The organism is Bacillus sp. LR--39 (assembly GCF_053613335.1).
Genome location: NZ_JBSIOT010000712.1, coordinates 1 through 781, shown reverse-complemented (window position 1 = coordinate 781; position 781 = coordinate 1). Strand labels below are relative to the sequence as shown.

The window sequence follows — 781 nt, the reverse complement described above, 5'->3', positions numbered from 1 at the left end:
TCCCCTTTGGAGTGTTCATTTTTATTACTTTCATTCTAAAGCACCGATCTGTTCCAGTCAAATTCCTGCCGTTTATATAAAAGCGCGCTGTGGTATTTAAAATTTGAATGGTTTTTCTATCAGGAGATCATGCTATGACAGAGGAGGTTTTCATCATGAGTCAAGAGCGCGTGAAACGGCCTGGGCATACCAGATGGTACATATCTTCGTTACTTAGCGGCATTATTATTCTTAATTATTTTGACCGAGTGGCCATCTCGGTAGCGGCCCCTGCGATACAAGATTCGTTTCACCTTACTGCAACTGAACTCGGCATCGTGTTTTCCATTTACACCTATTCCTATACACTGATGCAGCTGCCTGTCGGAAGTTTGCTGGACCGTTTTGGGGTGGCATGGGTCACGAGGGTTGGAATGACAATATGGAGCTTTTTAACGATCCTTCTTGCTTTTTTGCAAGGAAAATTGCTGTTGTATCTGTTCCGGTTTCTCATTGGGCTGACGAGCGCCTCTGCGTTCCCTGCTGCCTCTAAAGCAACCGCTCTCTGGTTTCCTCCAAGTGAGCGGGGATTGGCAAACTCACTGTTCGATTCGGCCGCCAAGTTTTCAAATGTAATCGGCGCGCCATTGGTCGCCTTTCTTGTCACAACATTTGACTGGCGTGTCGCTTTTTTGACGATTGGATGCATCAATGTGCTGTTTACGATTTTTTTCTGGCAGTATTATGAACAGCCTGAACGGCACAAACGCATTTCTAAAAGAGAACTAAACTATATTCAAAA

1 protein-coding gene is annotated in these 781 nt (G+C 44.7%); it reads left to right on the top strand.

Features of this window, described 5'->3' with window-relative positions; translation table 11 throughout:
- Window positions 1-134: 134 nt before the first annotated feature.
- The coding region (locus tag ACWHAR_RS26020) for an MFS transporter (RefSeq protein WP_452088293.1) at window positions 135-781 on the top strand (647 nt) is incomplete at its 3' end.